This window comes from Paenibacillus sediminis (assembly GCF_017873765.1).
Taxonomy (GTDB): Bacteria; Bacillota; Bacilli; order Paenibacillales; family Paenibacillaceae; genus Paenibacillus_AG; species Paenibacillus_AG sediminis.
In genome coordinates this window covers 117,396-132,283 of sequence record NZ_JAGGKP010000001.1, presented here as the reverse complement: position 1 = coordinate 132,283, position 14,888 = coordinate 117,396, and the positions used below count along the sequence as shown (strand labels likewise).

The window sequence follows — 14,888 nt, the reverse complement described above, 5'->3', positions numbered from 1 at the left end:
TGGTTGAAAACGGAATTTTCCTCCTTTTTCAAATAAAAAAATGACACAACTTATATCTCTAAGCTGCGCCATCTGCGTCTCGTATATATTTAATATAATTTGTCAGCAACTGCTTTTGCTGTTCTATTTATGGATTCAATCGTACTTTCTTTATTTGTATTTGCAATAAGTGTAGACAGGATATCGAGCAGATGAATTTGGGCGATTTTCGTAGATAACGAGCCTCCTTGGAAAGGACTTTCCTTCGACGGGATTAGCAGCACATTATCCGCATAATTTGTAATCGGGGATTTCGCGTGGCTTGTTAGACAAATAATAGTTGCGCCGTTCTCCTTGGCCTGTTTGATCGGATCGACTAAATCTTTCGTACTCCCGGAAGTGGATATGCCGAATACGACATCGCCCCGTTTCGCTAGAGCAGCTGACATCGCAATAATATGCGCATCGCGCTGTATTTCCACATTGAGTCCTAGACGCATGAACCTGTAATGCACATCAAGTGCCGTAATTCCAGAAGAGCCTACGCCGTAGATGTATATTTTGTTCGCTGAGAGGATAGTGTCGACCGCACGCTGCAGATTGTCTGGGTTAAGCAGGTCATGAGTGCTTTTCAGAATGGTCTCGTTGTTCATTGTAATTTTTCTAGCGATGGCAGAAATATCGTCAGATTCTTCAATTTCACCAGTAATATACGTCGGCATGTTGACCAAATCCTGTGCTACAGACAGCTTAAATTCGTGATATCCGCGAAAGCCTAACGCTCGGCAAAACCGAATAACAGATGTCTCACCAACGCCCGCTCGCTCCGCCAAATCCGTAACAGTAGCAAGTACGGCTTCCTCCGGATTGCTCTGCACAGCATCCGCTACTTTCTTCTCTGCCTTTGTTAATGAAGAGTAAATACTCGATATTAGTAAAAGGGTGTTTGTGGAATTGTTTAACTTCTGAACATGTTTCATAGCGGCATATCTACTCCCAACTGAGACTCTATTATTTACTCATCATAACATTGAACTTATGTTAAAGAAAGGATATTTTTACTAATTACCGATAAAAAATTGAATTAATCCTCCTTTTTGCTGCATGGAAGTGTATCCCCGTGTTCATCTTGTTCATGCTTTATATTTTTTAATGAACTGTACCGCTTGGATTATATCCGCTTCCGGATTTGTTCCCACTTCACGTTCAATCGTTAAATAACCTTTGTATCCGATATCCACCAGCACTTTGAAGTAAGCATCAAAATCTACTTTTCCTTGGCCGAGCGGTACTTCTTCAAAAAATTGCCCTGCTGTTACCATTTGAGCGATTTTTTTATGGTCCATCGGTTCATAGCCGAGAGCTCCGTATATGTTGCGCGGATCTGTAGCTTGATGGCGAATACCGTCCTTCACATGCGTATGAACAATGTAATCCCGCAGCGTATAAACGCCCTGCACTGGATCATCTCCCGTTACCATCACCATATTCGCCGGATCAAAGTTGACGGATACCCCCTTGCTGCTTAATGTTTCTAGAAAGCTCTTAAGATGCGCGGCTGTCTCAGGACCTGTCTCGATTGCAAAATAAGCCCCCATACTTGTCGCGTACTCACCAAGTTCATTACAAGCTCTGTGCATTTCCTCGTATACCTCATTATGTTCATCAGGCACGATGCCGATATGCGTCGTTATGATATTCGTACCCAAATCCAAGGCAAGGTCTAGAATCCGTTTTGATTTTTCGATTTTAGCCGGGTTTTGCTCCTTGTCTTGAAAACCGTGCCCGCCTAAATCACCGCATAATGCTGATATTTCTAATCCGAGCGATTCAATGTAGTCCTTTAATTCCTTACGCTTGCTTGAGGTTAGATTCGCAGGATCCATCTCTCCATGAACAGCATAAATTTGTACGCCGTCTCCTCCCATGTCTTTAGCCTTTGCGAGCGCCTCTTTCAAAGGAAGCCTTAAACTGTCCACAATAATTCCAATTGGATTTGCAAGCTTCATTACAATCACCTCATCTTTAGAGTGGCAACGATTATAATTCCATTTTATACCATATACATCTTAGCGTGGAGTATCTTTTTTTAAAGTGTCGATTTTGAAGGCAAAAAAAATAAAAAGCATAGTCAAAGTTACGTTAGCAACTCTAACTATGCTTTTACCGTAAATTATAGATCTGTTTATTGATCCATCGTATTTACAGACGAATTTTCAAAGTCGCTCTGCTCTTCTTGCTTCTTCTCCATTAATTTCCCGAAAACAACGACGAGAGCAGCAAGGATAATAGGAAATACAATGTGAAGCGTATGTCCTAACGGCTCAACCAGATGCGCTACTTCTTTATCACTCAGCATCATCTCGCCTGCTGTATATCCAAGCAATGCTACGCCTAGTAAGATGATAAAGCGAAAACGGTTCATTAATTTCATCAGCAAATTACTTCCCCAAATAATGAGCGGTATACTGATTGTCAGCCCGAGACCGATCAAAATAAAATTACCCGATGCAGCGCCGGCTACGGCAAGCACATTGTCTAAGCTCATAATGACATCGGCAATCATAATCGTCTTGATCGCTGCGCCCAAACGACCGCTGGACTCGATATGCTCATCACCCTCTTCATTCTTCATCAGCTTCATGGCGATCCAAATGAGCAATATACCGCCAGTGAATTGAACATAAGGGATCCTCAGCATCCATACCGCAACGATCGTAAGGATGATTCTCATCACAATGGCCCCGAAGCTTCCGAAGAAGATTGCCTTTTTCTGCTGCTGAACAGGCAAGTTACGGCATGCCAGAGCGATGACGACCGCGTTATCACCGCTTAATACAATATTGATTACTATAATTTTCAACAATCCGAGTAGCAACCACTCAACATCCATGATGTATGTATCCTTTCCATTTCCCTCTTGCTATGATTCGAGGTCTGTCTGTTAGTTAGTTCGAAATTCCCGTGGAATTCTTCTCGCAGCCCCCGACTCGATGGCGGCTTCAATGACGGCTTTCCTAATTCTTCTGACCACTTCCTGATTAAATACGCTAGGAATAATGTACAGCTTGTTCAGCTCCTGCGGCGTAACAACTGAAGCGATAGCCTGCGATGCGGCGATCTTCATTTCTTCATTAATCGTTCTCGCTTGGCAATCCAAAGCGGCTCTGAATATTCCTGGAAAGCACAAGACGTTATTAATTTGATTTGGAAAATCGGATCTGCCTGTTGCAATGACACCTGCAATATCCTCGATCTCATCCGGATGAATTTCTGGTGTCGGGTTCGCCATGACAAAAACGACAGGACGCGGTGCCATCCGTTCAACATCTGCTCGTTTCAGCACGCCTCCAGAAGATAATCCGATGAATACATCCGCTCCTTCAATGACATCAGACAATGAACCGGACATACGATTTGGATTCGTATGCTGAGCGTACCAATTCCACACATCATTGCTGTAGGTAACGCCGCTGACCAAAGTGCCTTCACGATCAACCCCAATGACTTCCTTGACGCCGGCAGCCAGCAATATTTTAGTACATGCAATCCCTGCTGCTCCCACGCCGCACACGACAATTTTGACGTCTCTTATCGATTTTCCTACCACCTTCAGAGCATTGATCAGACCTGCAAACAGCACTACTGCTGTACCATGCTGATCGTCATGGAAGACCGGGATATCCAGCTCTTCCCTTAGTCTCTCTTCGATTTCAAAACAGCGCGGCGAGGAGATATCTTCAAGATTAATACCGCCAAAAGCCGGTGCTAGCTGTTTAATCGTCGATACGATTTCATCTACACTTTGAGTATCGAGGCATAGAGGAAACGCATCCACATCAGCCAGTTGCTTGAAAAGCATCGCCTTCCCTTCCATGACCGGCATTGCCGCATGAGGCCCGATGTTGCCAAGACCAAGCACGGCGCTGCCGTCGGAAACGACAGCGACTGTATTCCGCTTAATCGTCAATTTATATGCATTTTCAGGTTTCTCATGAATCGCCATGCATACCCTTGCCACATCCGGGGTATAGACTCTAGACAAGTCATCACGATTTTGAATCGGCACTTTTAGTTTCGTTTCAATTTTCCCGCCGAGATGAAGAAGAAATGTCCGGTCTGATACATGAACGACGCGAACACCGTTCAAATCCTTTATTCTGCTTACAATCGCATCGACTTGAGATTGCTCTGAAGTAATTACGGTAATGTCACGAACTGTCCAATCAGCCCCTGTCTGAATGACATCAATGGCGATGACGTCCCCTCCATTTTCCGTAATGACCGTAATCAATTGACCAAAATGAATGATTTCCGTTTTCAGCTCTAAACGTAAAATGGTCGTTTTTCCACCGATTGTCTGTTTCATGGCGCTTTAACCTTCCTCGTTAATAATGACGTTTTTGCCTCTTAGTTTGAGGATGAGAGGAACCGTGATCCAAATCAAGCCAATAATTAAGAAGATGAGAGAGACCGGTTTTTGCAAGAAAATCATGAAATCCCCATTTGAAATCGTAAGAGCCCTGCGCATGTTGTTTTCCATCATTGGCCCAAGGATAAGGCCAAGCACCATCGGAGCTAAAGGATAATCGTTCTTAGATAAGAAATATCCGACAAGCCCGCATCCCATAATTAACAGTAAATCAAACGTCGAATATTGTACAGCATACACACCAAATACAGAGAACACGATAATGAGCGGAATTAAATATTTGGTTGGTGTATCGATCACTTTTGCAAACACTTTGACAAGCGGCATATTAAGAATGAGCAGCATCAGATTACCGACAAACATACTTGCAATGACACCCCAAGCGAGTTGAGGGTGATCTTGAAACAGCAAAGGACCCGGTTGAACGTTGTACATAATGAATGCTCCCATTAAAATCGCGGTCGTACCGGATGATGGAATTCCCAAGCTTAAGAGCGGAATCATCGCACCACCAGAAGCAGCGTTATTAGCCGATTCTGGTGAAGCTACGCCTTCAATAGCTCCTTTCCCGAATTTCTCGGGATTTTTACTTATTTTCTTCTCAACGATATATGCAAAGAAAGACGCGAGTATAGCTCCTGCACCTGGCAAAAGACCAATCAAAAATCCAAGTATTGAACCGCGCGCGATCGGAGCAGCACTGTCTTTCAGATCCTGCTTCGTCGGCATGATGCGATTGATTTTCGCCAATTTCCCGTCATTTCCTTCTCTTTCCAAAATAGTTTTGAACACTTCACCAACTGCAAACGTACCTACTGCAACGGTCAAAAATTCTAGACCTTGATAAAGTTCAGGAATACCAAATGTAAAACGCTCCACGCCGGAGACGTTGTCAATTCCGATTGTCGCAAGTAGCAGACCAAATGCGGTCATCATCAACGCTTTTACCATCGATTTGCCTGCTAGACCGCTGATTGCTAATAAACCTAACACCATAAGTGAAAAATATTCGGCCGGACCGAATTTAATCGCAATCTCCGATAAAGGACGAGCTAAGAAAATGAGACCTATTAAAGAAACGATCCCTGCAACGAAGGAGCCAATCGCCGAGATTGCGAGCGCAGCACCCGCTCTGCCTTGTTTAGCCATTTGATAGCCGTCGAGCGTCGTCACAACGGATGAAGATTCTCCGGGCGTATTCAATAAGATAGAAGTTGTAGAGCCCCCATACATCGCGCCGTAATACACACCCGCTAATAAAATAATAGAACTTGTAGCAGCTTGTTCTGGACTAAGTCCAGCTGTCATCGTTGCTGTGATTGGAATTAAGAGAGCAACCCCGCTCATCGGTCCAATACCCGGCAACACTCCTACGACGGTACCAATTAATACACCAAAAAAGACAAACACAAGATTGTGCCATTGCATCGCTGTGCCTAAACCATGAAGTAAATATTCAACAGTGCTCAATTTCATGACCTCCTAAGATTAGAATAACCAAGCTGGGAAACCGGGAAGCGAACCATCCAGCACGTTGACATAAAGATAATAAACACCGAATGAGAAGGCCGCAGAAATGATTAACGACACCCAAATCCGTCCTCTTTGCATCGTTTGAAATCCAATCATTAGAAATAGAAACGTAGATATGACAAAACCGAGATCCTCAAGAAAATAAGCATATAATACAGCTGCTGCGAAAATGATGCCGAATCTCTTATAATCCAAATTTTCTTTCTGTTTCTCGGTTTTCTCTCTGCGAAATGTTTCATAAACAAGACGAATACTCAAGAGAGCGAGCAAAATTCCTAACACAAGCGGGAATACATTCGCTCCGACATTGCTGCCGTATGCGCTTGTGGAAATGCTTCTGCTTCCGATCACAAAAGCAGTACCAATTGCAAAAAATACAATACCGGCGTAACGATCGAAATTTCTATTCATCCTTCTCCATGTCTCCTCTTTAAGCATAGGGGGAAGAAGATTTCTCTTCGCCCCCCTAATGAAAGATGTTATTCATTTATACATTGCTTATTTTTGCATTCCTAGAGCTGTTAACATATCTTTGACTTGCGTTTCTTGCTGCTCTAAGTAAGCTTTGAAATCATCCGCATTTTTGTATTCCGTTTGCCAGTTATTTGCTTCCACTTCTTTTTTCCACTCGTCAGTGTCGACCATTTTCTTCAGAGCATCATCCCAAAATTTCTTAGCGTCGTCAGTCATCTCTTTAGGTCCGAAAATTCCGCGCCAGATCATAAATTCAGCATCAATGCCTTGTTCTTTCATCGTTGGCACGTCTTTCATGCTGCCGCCAAGACGTTCAGGTGCTGCTACAGCAAGCACCTTAATTTTGCCTGCTTTCAAGTATTGGTCTAACGAGGATGCATCTGTACCTAGAACATCAGCGTTGCCGCCAAGCAGTGCAGTCATTGCTTCACCGCCGCCGTCATAGGATACATATTTGATTTTTTTAGGATCGATTCCATATTTGAAAGCAGGAAGGATGGATACCAAATGGTCCATGGAGCCTGGTGCAGATCCGCCGGCTACTGTTAATTTCGTAGGATCCGCCTTTAAATCATCAAGCAATGATTTCAAATCGTTATATTTCGAATTAGCTGGAACCGCAATCGCGCCGTAATCTTTCGTTAATTGCGCAAGCGGAGTTGTATCTTTATAACCGAAAGGTGAATTTCCATCTTTTTTCAAATTGTTAATTAAGATTGGCGGCGAGTTAACAAATAATTTATAGTCGTCTTTCACGTCCTTGGTGGCATATTCGGCCATAAATACAGCGCCGCCTCCGCCTGGTTTGTTTTCCACAGTGATCGGTTTTTCAACAAGTTTCGTTTCTGACAATACTTTGGCAATGGTACGTGCTGTCATATCCCAGCCGCCGCCAGCACCAGATGGAGCAATGAGGCTTATCGTTTTGTCAGGATAATTGGATGATGCAGTTTGGGTTTGTTCTGTGCCTTTATTATCAGAAGCCGCTTGCTTTGAACCGGTACTTCCGCAGGCAGCCAAACTGATCGCCAGAACACCAATTGAAGCTACTTTTAAAGAAGTTGTCATCAAGTGTTTCAACAATATAAACCCCTCCATATGTATATGAATGCGCTTTCTTATAAGCGCTTTCAGAATATCATTTAATGATTGATTGTAAAACTTTAACAAAATAAGTTGTAAAAACATCTTTTTGCGTATTTTGTTCATATTGTTCACGGGATCAAACTCTAATTTTAGGGCTCCATGATAGCGCTTTTATGATACAATATGAGCAAAAAGCGGAGGACTTAAAGCGATATGCGTCTGCAATCGAAGCTCATACTGATCATTTGTTCACTGCTTGCTTTAGTCACTGTAAGTCTTGGAGGCATTTTCAATTATGTCGTCACCTCCGTTCTTGAAGATCAAATTGGAACCAGGGCGCTGAAGATTGCTGAGACGATTGCGTCTATGCCTGAAATTAGGCAAGCATTTCATAATCCGAACCCCTCAGCTATCATTCAACCGATTGCTGAGAGCATTCGGCTTAAGACGGATGCTGAATATATCGTTGTCGGTAACCGCGAAGGCATAAGGTATTCACACCCGCTTCCTGAACGGATCGGCAAAGGAATGGTCGGCGGAGATAACGGACCCGTGCTTGAAGGACATTCGATCATTTCGAAGGCAGTTGGATCATTAGGACCATCACTGCGCGGTAAAGCACCTGTGTTCGATAACAATGGAGATGTCATTGGGATCGTATCCGTTGGTTTTCTAACGTCGGACATTCGTCATATTACCGAGTCCTACAAAATTCAAATTGAGCTTATTTCATTACTCGTGCTCATCGTTGGGCTTGGAGGAGCAATTCTTATTGCCCAGAGTGTACGCCGTTCCATACATGGACTGGAACCGAAAGAAATTGGAGCCCTTTACACAGAAAAACAAGCCATCCTAGAATCCATTCGGGAAGGGATTATTGCAGTAAATAAAGATGGCTTCGTTACGATGGCAAATCGTTATACATATCAGCTGCTTCAATTGCCGGAAAACACCGATATTACTGGCCAGCAAATCGACGAAGTCATTCCGAATACAAGGATGCTTGAAGTCGTTCGTTCGGGTAAAGCGGAATTTGATAGAGAGATGCTTATGGGGGATCACGAGGTTATTGTCAATCGGGTACCCGTTATTGATCTGAATGGTCATATAGCTGGCGCCGTCTCCAGCTTCCGCAGCAAATCCGAGTTGTACCGGTTAGCTGAAGAGTTATCACAAGTCAAAAGGTTTGCGGATTCACTCCGCGCTCAAACGCACGAATTTTCAAATAAACTATATGTCATCTCTGGACTTATCCAGCTTGGGTCTTATCAAGAAGCGATCGATCTCATCTCACGCGAAGCAGATATTCATCAGAATCTAGTCCAATTTATTATGCGAGAAATACCTGATCCAATGATTGGCGGACTCATTATCGGTAAATACAATCATGCTCAAGAACTGAAGCTCACATTCGAAATTGACTATGAAAGTTCATTTAGAGATATCCCTGAAAAAGTCGATCGCAACTTGCTTGTTACCATTATTGGCAATCTAGTAGATAACGCAATGGAGGCTGTACTTGCTAGAGACAATACCTCGGAACGACAAGTCAAATTGTTCTTAACAGACCTGGGTGAAGATCTGATCATAGAATGCGAAGATAATGGAATCGGTATTGCTGAGGAAATAAGCAACGCTGTTTTTGAGAAAGGATTTTCAACCAAGGAAGGTAAACACCGTGGTATAGGACTCGCTCTAGTGGTGAGTGCGGTCAATAAGTTAAACGGCTATATTACATTTAATAGAAACACTGCAGGCGGGACAATATTTACTGTAGCGATCCCGAAGAAAACTGACTTCGATGAAAGGGGTAATTTCGATGGAAATTCAGCTCCAAACACCGACTGTTGAAGTGTTAATCGTAGAAGATGATCTAAGAATTGCTGAGATTAATCGGCGATTCATTGAGCAAGTAGAGGGCTTTAGCGTAGTTGGGATTGCGATCGATGAACACCAAGCCAAAGAACAGCTGCAAATTCTTATGCCAACCCTAGTGTTGCTCGATATCTACTTGCCTAATGCAAATGGTTTAGAGATTCTTAAGTACATTCGTCAACATTACCCAGATACGGATGTCATTATGATTACTGCTGCCAGAGAAGTGGACGCCATTCGGGAAGCTGTTCGCAGCGGCGCCTTCGACTACATTATGAAACCGCTCATCTTTAACAGGCTTCAAGAGACGCTGCTTCGGTATCTTAATTTCAACCGTGAGCTTACCCGATTAGTTGTAAGCGGAAACATCAGTCAAAGTGACGTAGATCGCCTGCTCTCTGTAACAGCGAAAAAGGAGCCTGCATCATCCGATTCGTTCTTACCCAAAGGAATTGATAAATTAACGCTCGATAAAGTCATCCAAACCATTTCAAACACGCCAGATGGTCTAACCGCAGATCAAGTTGCCAAAATGATAGGCGTAAGCCGCTCCACAGGCCGCCGCTATTTAGAGCATCTAGTCAGTCTAGGCGATGTATATGCCGACCTATCCTATGGCGTTGTCGGAAGACCCGAGCGAGTCTATCGCAATAAGAAATGAGTAAAGCCCCGATATTTCGGGGCTTTACTCATTTGATTCCTTATCCCCATACCCTCTATCATTCTCAGAAAATTGCGGCTGTTTACTATAACGGAATATAAGCGTTTTCATGACATTTGTTTTTGGATACGTTAGGTAACAGAAAGCCGTGGATCGAAGATCCGCCAATTTAATCGAGGGGGTAAGTATGAGATGCAACGAGGTAAACTGCCTATCGTCAAGAAAAATTTGAATAAGCTTGTACTTCTGCTGACAGCACTCATGTTCATTTTGACAGCGTGCAGTCAGAAATCATCGAATTCTTCAAACACCACTGAGTCGACGAATACGACTGAAAGCACTGCACAGGCTGCAGGTGATTCTGAACCTTTAAAAATCGGCGTTATTCTCTCCTTCACAGGTACATTTGCCCCTTTATCTGAAAGCATTAAAAACGGCCTGGAGCTTTATTTTGAACAAAACAACTGGGTGATCGGCAATCGCAAAGTCGAAATCAAATATGAAGATGATGAAGCGAATCCACAAACCGCGTTGCGAAAATACCGTCAACTGGTTGACAGCGAGAAAGTCGATATATTGGTAGGTCCAATCTCTAGCTCTGTTATTAACGCTTTACGCGATCCGATTGAGAAAGACAAAATTGTGTTAATCGATGCGAATGCAGCAGCTAATGATGTGTCATGGGGTAAGAAGAGCGATTATATATACCGGGTTTCCTTTTCAAATTGGCAAAATGGGAGTGCGGGTGCAGCATACTACGCGAAAAATGTCGGTAAAACCGCCTTTGTCATCGGGCCAGATTATCCAGCTGGGCACGAAGTTGCGGATGCCTTTATCGCAGCATTCGAACAAGCCGGCGGTAAAGTTGTAAAATCGGTATTTCCAAAGCTAGGTACAAATGACTTCGCGACATATTTGACGGAAGTAGCCAGCGCCAAACCCGATCTTGTATTCGCTTTTGCCACAGGTACTGACGGTATTCGGTTCGTGCAGCAATACAAGGAGTTTGGTCTTCAAGGGAAAATTCCGCTGACAGGTCCTCTCGAGCTTGGTGACGAGCTTATTACGGGACCAGCTGGGGACGCTGCAGAAGGTATTCTAGCAAATGCCATCTGGGTTCCGGCTATTGATAACGACGCCAACAAGAAATTCATAGATGCATACAAAGCGAAATATAACAAAGCTCCGAATGTATTCAGTGTTGACGGCTATGATTCCGCTCAATTAATTCATCAAGCCATAGAGAAATCTGGAAGTAAGAAATCAGAAGATTTAATTAAAGTATTAAAAGGAATTACGTTTGAAAGTCCGCGCGGCACGATCACCATCGATGCAAAAACAAACAACCCGATCCAAAACTTTTATATCGTCAAAAATGTGAAAAAAGACGGCATCTTGCAAGAAATATTGGATACCGTTCCAAATGTAACAATGCCTGAGCAGGCGCCTGCGAAATAAAACTTAGAACATAACCTAAAATGGATAAACCGGAAGGCAGGAGAGGCTATTGGACTTGTCCATCTTGTTTGTACAAATCATTACTGGTTTGGCCTATGGAATGCTGCTCTTTATGATAGCAGCTGGGCTTACGATCATTTTCGGGCTGCTGAGTGTCGTTAACTTGGCTCACGGCGCATTATTTATGATCGGCGGCTATTTCACCTTTACGTTTATAAACCAACATCTTAATTTTTGGCTTGCTTTACTGATCTCGGTCATTCTTCTAGCTATTCTCGGCATGTTAATCGAAAGATTTCTATTAAACCGAATGTATGGTAAAGAATTGGAACAGGTGCTGCTTACGTTCGGTTTAATCTTTATTTTCACAGATTTAGTGAAATGGATTTGGGGCTCCAGCCCAAAATCCATTTCCATTCCTCCACTGCTTGATGCTTCATTGACAATCGGTGTCGTTACGTTTCCTGTCTATCGGCTATTTGTGGTTGTGGTCGGATGTGCCGTGGCACTCCTTCTTTGGTACATAGAATCAAGAACTCGTATTGGAGCCATTGTTCGAGCCGGTGTAGATGATCGTCATATGCTGAGCAGTCTCGGCATCAATTTTAAATTGGTATTTGCAGGCGTGTTTGCGTTCGGGGCAGGAATGGCTGGTCTGAGCGGCGGTCTTGGCGCCCCAATCCTAGGATTATATTCTGGAATGGATAACGATGTATTGATTCTATCGCTTGTCATCGTCGTTATCGGCGGTTTGAAGACATGGAAAGGAGCATTTATCGGGGCGATCTTGGTCGGTATGGTCGATACGCTTGGACAGGTTTGGTTCCCGTCCTTTTCAATGGTCCTTATTTTCGCCTTAATGGTCTTTATATTATTAATTAAACCGTCAGGCTTGTTCGGAAAAGGGGTGGACGCATGAAGAAAATGATATTTCCTGCTGCAATTGCTGTTCTTCTCCTTATTCTCCCTGTCATGCTGACGTCTTACGGAATCAAATTAACTGCCGAAGTGTTCATTATGTCAATTTTCGTACTGAGCCTCGGTTTAATTACCGGGTATGCAGGGTTAGTATCTTTAGGTCATGCGGCATTTTTCGGCATTGGGGCATATACAATCGCTCTCCTTGGCAAGTTTGTACCGAACACTTTTGTGCTGTTAGCGTCGGCAATTATCTTTGCAGCTTTAATCGCGCTGTTAACAGGATTTTTGTTTATAAGATCGTCAGGCGCTTATTTTCTAATGATTACCCTCGCCTTCAGTCAAATGCTGTATGCGGTTGCCTACAAGCTAAAGGGTGTGACTGGCGGATCAGATGGAATGAGCGTCGCTGCATCCCTCGATTTTGGATTCGGACCTATAAGCGGCTCAATGGGACTTTATTATGTCATGGCGGTCTCTGTTATGATCTGCTATGTACTGCTCCGTATGTTCATCAATTCACCTGCAGGCAAAGCCATTATCGGGGTTAAAGAGAATGAGTCGCGTATGAGAGCATTAGGCTACTCTGTACGTTCATATAAGCTGCTTGCGTATACGATTTCTGGCGGCATTGCAGGTTATGCAGGCGGGCTATATGCCTTCTACAATTATTTTGTCAGTCCCGATACGCTTAATTGGAACTTCTCTGGACAAGTGCTTGTCATGATTATTATCGGAGGGGTTGGTACGCTGTTTGGCCCGCCAATCGGGGCGGCAGTGTTCGTCATTTTGCAAAATTATATTAGCTCTTATACGGAACGTTGGCCAATGATTATGGGCGTTATTTTTGTCGCGTTCGTGCTGTACGGCCGTGGAGGTATCGCCAATTTGTTGCTTTTAGCATGGCGCAAGATAAGTCGACGGCAGAAAGAAATAAATTCCCCCGCCCTAAATTCATCTGAGAAGATTAGTAAGGATGAGACTAAAGGAGTGACTGAGGCGTGAGTTTGCTTAAAGTAGAAGGGTTGAGTAAATCTTTTAAAGGGCTTCAGGTTTTAAAAAACGTTAGTCTAGAGGTCGAGCCCGAAGAGCGGCATATCATCATCGGTCCTAATGGAGCTGGCAAAACAACACTGTTTAACTGCATAACTGGCGTTCTTCCAATTAACGAAGGAACCGTATCTATTCAAGGCAAAATGATTGCCGATCTTCCGAGTCATACCCGCGTCTCTGAAGGCATGTCCAGAACATTTCAAAAAAACAATTTATTCGGCAAGCTGACCGTTGAGGAAAACGTCCATCTGGCAGTTACTGCCCGCAAATCTTATCGCTTTAAGCTGTTTAAGTCTCTGTTGAGTTATAAAGATATGCAGCAAGAATCTCAGGATTTACTTAAAGAGTGGGATCTCTGGGAGCGCCGAAATCAGACCGTAGATGAACTCTCTTATGGTGAGCAAAGGTTAGTGGAAATCATGCTCGCGATCGCCACTAAACCAACCATTTTACTGCTCGACGAACCGACATCAGGAATGTCACCTGCAGAAACAATACAAACTACAAAGCTGATACAGAAACTGCCTCGTACCATTAGTTTGCTAGTCATCGAGCACGATATGGAGGTTGTATTCTCCATTGCAGATCGGATTACGGTACTTCATCATGGCGAGGTATTCCTGTCAGGTAAACCAGAAGAAATAAGAAACGATCAGCGAGTAAAAGATATTTATTTCGGGGGAGGTGCGCTGCAGCGTGCTGAAGCTTGAAGAGGTTCATACTTATTACGGAAACAGTCATATTTTACAAGGGTTATCATTCTCGGTTTCCGAGGGGAAATGTACAGCACTGCTTGGCCGTAACGGCGCAGGTAAAACGACAACCATCCATTCAATTGCAGGCTTAACACCGCCTCGTAAAGGTAAAATTTACTTCGAAGAAACGAAGATCGACAGCGCTCCTCCCTATCGCATTGCTCGTTTAGGAATCGGTCTAGTCCCCCAAGGGAGAAGGATTTTCCCTTCACTTACCGTCAAAGAAAATTTAACGATGCCCGCAAGGGAGCCACGGAAACAAACGAGAGATAAAAAATGGACACTGGATGAAATTTATGAACTATTTCCAGCACTCAAAGAACGCGAACATAATATGGGCAACCAGCTGTCTGGAGGGCAGCAGCAAATGCTCGCGATCGGAAGAGCGCTGATGACGAACCCTCATTTTCTGCTGATGGATGAGCCTTCAGAAGGACTCGCTCCAGTCATTATCGAGCAGGTCGGCGATATCATTAGAATGCTGAAGGAGAATGGACTGTCTATCTTACTCGTCGAACAAAATTTATTTTTAGCTTGCAGTGTTGCCGATGAAGTGCTGGTGATGAACAAAGGGCAAATCGTCTGGCAGGGAAGCCCTCAGGAACTGCTTGCCAATGAAGAAATTCAGCATCGATATCTTGGAGTGTAACAAATGAAAGAACCT

General features: G+C 43.6%; 14 protein-coding genes. 7 read left to right on the top strand and 7 right to left on the bottom strand.

Translation table 11 applies throughout. From position 1 onward, the window contains the following. Positions 1-89: 89 nt before the first annotated feature. The 7 genes from J2Z20_RS00695 to J2Z20_RS00665 all read right to left on the bottom strand — a co-directional run bounded on the left by J2Z20_RS00695 (position 90) and on the right by J2Z20_RS00665 (position 7,486). A complete protein-coding gene (locus J2Z20_RS00695) occupies positions 90-959 on the bottom strand; it encodes a MurR/RpiR family transcriptional regulator (RefSeq protein ID WP_209844384.1) in 870 nt (289 codons plus the stop codon). 153 nt (positions 960-1,112) lie between these two features. Then, on the bottom strand, positions 1,113-1,988 hold the full coding sequence (locus J2Z20_RS00690; protein WP_209844382.1) for a sugar phosphate isomerase/epimerase family protein: 876 nt from the start codon (positions 1,986-1,988) through the stop codon (positions 1,113-1,115). A 176-nt stretch (positions 1,989-2,164) separates the two neighbouring features. Continuing rightward, on the bottom strand, positions 2,165-2,872 hold the full coding sequence (locus J2Z20_RS00685; RefSeq protein ID WP_209844380.1) for a TerC family protein: 708 nt from the start codon (positions 2,870-2,872) through the stop codon (positions 2,165-2,167). Between the two features lie 51 nt (positions 2,873-2,923). Then, entirely contained in the window at positions 2,924-4,348 is a 1,425-nt protein-coding gene (locus J2Z20_RS00680; RefSeq protein ID WP_209844378.1) for an NAD-dependent malic enzyme, read from the bottom strand. Positions 4,349-4,354: 6 nt separating this feature from the next. Then, entirely contained in the window at positions 4,355-5,881 is a 1,527-nt protein-coding gene (locus J2Z20_RS00675) for a tripartite tricarboxylate transporter permease (protein WP_209844376.1), read from the bottom strand. An 18-nt stretch (positions 5,882-5,899) separates the two neighbouring features. Next, a complete protein-coding gene (locus J2Z20_RS00670; protein WP_209844374.1) occupies positions 5,900-6,355 on the bottom strand; it encodes a tripartite tricarboxylate transporter TctB family protein in 456 nt (151 codons plus the stop codon). Between the two features lie 87 nt (positions 6,356-6,442). Further along, positions 6,443-7,486 carry a Bug family tripartite tricarboxylate transporter substrate binding protein gene (locus J2Z20_RS00665; RefSeq protein WP_209847127.1) on the bottom strand — a complete coding sequence of 348 codons (1,044 nt, stop codon included), beginning with the start codon at positions 7,484-7,486 and terminating at the stop codon, positions 6,443-6,445. Between the two features lie 231 nt (positions 7,487-7,717). On the opposite strand from J2Z20_RS00665, the gene J2Z20_RS00660 reads away from it, so the two are divergent. From J2Z20_RS00660 to J2Z20_RS00630, 7 genes are all read left to right on the top strand, one after another. Further along, complete coding sequence (locus J2Z20_RS00660) at positions 7,718-9,355, top strand: ATP-binding protein (protein ID WP_209844372.1); 1,638 nt, start codon at positions 7,718-7,720, stop codon at positions 9,353-9,355. Next, complete coding sequence (locus J2Z20_RS00655) at positions 9,324-10,040, top strand: response regulator (protein WP_209844370.1); 717 nt, start codon at positions 9,324-9,326, stop codon at positions 10,038-10,040. The genes J2Z20_RS00660 and J2Z20_RS00655 overlap by 32 nt, the downstream gene beginning before the upstream one ends. 192 nt (positions 10,041-10,232) lie before the next feature. Next, on the top strand, positions 10,233-11,498 hold the full coding sequence (locus J2Z20_RS00650; protein WP_245251814.1) for an ABC transporter substrate-binding protein: 1,266 nt from the start codon (positions 10,233-10,235) through the stop codon (positions 11,496-11,498). A gap of 49 nt (positions 11,499-11,547) precedes the next feature. After that, positions 11,548-12,417: a branched-chain amino acid ABC transporter permease gene (locus J2Z20_RS00645; protein WP_245251813.1), complete on the top strand. Its 870-nt coding sequence runs from the start codon at positions 11,548-11,550 to the stop codon at positions 12,415-12,417. Next, complete coding sequence (locus tag J2Z20_RS00640) at positions 12,414-13,421, top strand: branched-chain amino acid ABC transporter permease (protein ID WP_209844368.1); 1,008 nt, start codon at positions 12,414-12,416, stop codon at positions 13,419-13,421. The genes J2Z20_RS00645 and J2Z20_RS00640 overlap by 4 nt, the downstream gene beginning before the upstream one ends. Next, positions 13,418-14,179, top strand: coding sequence for an ABC transporter ATP-binding protein (locus J2Z20_RS00635; protein WP_209844366.1), 762 nt, complete (start codon positions 13,418-13,420; stop codon positions 14,177-14,179). Before J2Z20_RS00640 ends, J2Z20_RS00635 begins: the two co-directional genes overlap by 4 nt. Then, a complete protein-coding gene (locus J2Z20_RS00630) occupies positions 14,166-14,873 on the top strand; it encodes an ABC transporter ATP-binding protein (RefSeq protein ID WP_209844364.1) in 708 nt (235 codons plus the stop codon). The genes J2Z20_RS00635 and J2Z20_RS00630 overlap by 14 nt, the downstream gene beginning before the upstream one ends. Positions 14,874-14,888 lie beyond the last annotated feature (15 nt).

Excerpts from the sequence above, each read along its gene's own strand:
- J2Z20_RS00695 (WP_209844384.1), bottom strand. The coding sequence starts at position 959 with ATGAAACATGTTCAGAAGTTAAACAATTCCACAAACACCCTTTTACTA.
- J2Z20_RS00690 (WP_209844382.1), bottom strand. The coding sequence starts at position 1,988 with ATGAAGCTTGCAAATCCAATTGGAATTATTGTGGACAGTTTAAGGCTT.
- J2Z20_RS00685 (WP_209844380.1), bottom strand. The coding sequence starts at position 2,872 with ATGGATGTTGAGTGGTTGCTACTCGGATTGTTGAAAATTATAGTAATC.
- J2Z20_RS00680 (WP_209844378.1), bottom strand. The coding sequence starts at position 4,348 with ATGAAACAGACAATCGGTGGAAAAACGACCATTTTACGTTTAGAGCTG.
- J2Z20_RS00670 (WP_209844374.1), bottom strand. The coding sequence starts at position 6,355 with ATGAATAGAAATTTCGATCGTTACGCCGGTATTGTATTTTTTGCAATT.
- J2Z20_RS00665 (WP_209847127.1), bottom strand. The coding sequence starts at position 7,486 with ATGACAACTTCTTTAAAAGTAGCTTCAATTGGTGTTCTGGCGATCAGT.
- J2Z20_RS00660 (WP_209844372.1), top strand. The coding sequence starts at position 7,718 with ATGCGTCTGCAATCGAAGCTCATACTGATCATTTGTTCACTGCTTGCT.
- J2Z20_RS00655 (WP_209844370.1), top strand. The coding sequence starts at position 9,324 with ATGGAAATTCAGCTCCAAACACCGACTGTTGAAGTGTTAATCGTAGAA.
- J2Z20_RS00650 (WP_245251814.1), top strand. The coding sequence starts at position 10,233 with ATGCAACGAGGTAAACTGCCTATCGTCAAGAAAAATTTGAATAAGCTT.
- J2Z20_RS00640 (WP_209844368.1), top strand. The coding sequence starts at position 12,414 with ATGAAGAAAATGATATTTCCTGCTGCAATTGCTGTTCTTCTCCTTATT.